At 75.6% G+C, this 1,571-nt stretch carries 2 protein-coding genes; one reads left to right on the top strand and one right to left on the bottom strand.

The window, feature by feature from the left end; translation table 11 throughout:
* A partial coding sequence (locus G5C62_RS28450) for a hypothetical protein (RefSeq protein WP_241176171.1) occupies positions 1-94 on the bottom strand: 94 nt, incomplete at its 3' end.
* Between G5C62_RS28450 and G5C62_RS26955 the strand changes: the two genes are divergently transcribed.
* A partial coding sequence (locus tag G5C62_RS26955; protein ID WP_241176170.1) for a fused MFS/spermidine synthase occupies positions 78-1,571 on the top strand: 1,494 nt, incomplete at its 3' end. The two genes, G5C62_RS28450 and G5C62_RS26955, sit on opposite strands and share 17 nt — an antisense overlap.

The raw sequence follows: 1,571 nt of genomic DNA, 5'->3' as shown, positions 1-1,571 counted from the left end.
TCCGCACGTGCCGGGCGTCGCGTTCTGCCTCCGAGTACACGGCCACGGCCTTCACGCCCAGCCGGCCGCACGCCCGGATCACCGCGCAGGCCATCGGCCCCCGGCCGGCCACGAGCACGCTGTCGACGACCCCGGACACGGCCGAGGAGCCCACCCGTCCCGGCTCCCGGGCGCTGCCCGACTGGATCGCCGCCGGCGTCACCTTCCTGTCCTCCGGGGCGGTGCTCGTGCTCGAGGTCGTCGGCCTGCGGCTGATCGCGCCCTACGTCGGGATCACCGTGCAGACCAGCACCGCGGTCATCGGGTTCGCGCTGGCCGCGATCGCCGTCGGCGCCTGGGCCGGGGGCGCCGCCGCCGACCGCACCGACCCGCGTCGGCTGATCGCGCCGCTGATGGTGGCCGGCGGTGCCCTGATCGTGGCGGTGCTGCCCCTGGTGCGGTTCGCCGGTGCGCTGTTCACCGGCGCCGCGGCCGGGAACGTGCTGCTGCTGGCCGCGCTGGCCGTCGTCGTCCCGGCCGCGCTGCTGTCCGCCGTCCCGCCGATGATCGTCGCGCTGCAGCTGGGCAGCCTGGCGCAGACCGGCTCGGTCGTCGGCCGGCTGTCGGGCATCGGCACCATCGGCGGCATCGTGGCGACGTTCTCCACCGGCTTCCTGCTGATCGCGGTGCTCCCCAGCAGCGTGATCCTGGTCGGCACCGGGCTGCTCGTCGTCCTGGTCGGGGTGGCCCTCGCGGTGCTCCTGCGCCGCCGCACCCCCAGGGTGACCGGCCGGTTGCCCGTCGGGCTGCTGGCCCTGGCCGTGGCCGCCCCGGTGCTGGCCGCGGTGGCACCGACGCCGTGTGAACGGGAGACCGCCTACCACTGCGCCCGGGTGGTGGCCGACCCCGAGCGCGACACCGGTCGGGTGCTCCTGCTGGACACCCTGCGGCACTCCTACGTCGACCTCGAGGACCCGACGTACCTCGAGTTCGAGTACGTCCAGGCCATCGCCTCGGTCACCGACGCGCTGGCCCCGGCGGGCGAACCGCTGTCGGCGCTGCACGTCGGTGGCGGGGGGCTGACGCTGCCGCGCTACCTGGCCGAGGTGCGGCCGGGCACGCTGAGCCGGGTGCTCGAGGTCGACCCCGGCGTCGTCGCGATCGACGAGCAGGAGCTGGGGCTGGAGACCTCCGACGAGCTCGAGGTGCAGGTCGGTGACGGCCGGGTCGGGCTGGAGGCGGAGGAAGCCGGGGAACGGGACCTCGTCGTCGGGGACGCCTTCGGCGGGTTGTCGGTGCCGTGGCAGCTGACCACCGTGGAGGCGCTGCGCCTGGTCGACGGGGCACTGGCCGAGGACGGCGTCTACGCGGTCAACCTGATCGACCACCCGCCGCTGTCCTTCGTGCGGGCGGAGCTGGCGACCGTGCAGCAGGTGTTCGACCACGTGCTCCTGCTGGCCCGGGCGCCGGTGCTGGCCGGGGAGGACGGCGGGAACGTGGTCGCGGTCGCCTCGCAGCGTCCGCTGCCGTCGGCGGGGATCGCCGCCGCACTGGCCGAGCGCGGGCTCGCCTGGCAGGTGGCCGAGGGACCC

The sequence above is a fragment of the Modestobacter sp. KNN46-3 genome (assembly GCF_011039295.1).
The sequence above is the reverse complement of the archived record's forward strand: the minus strand, read 5'-3'. Positions and strand labels throughout refer to the sequence as shown.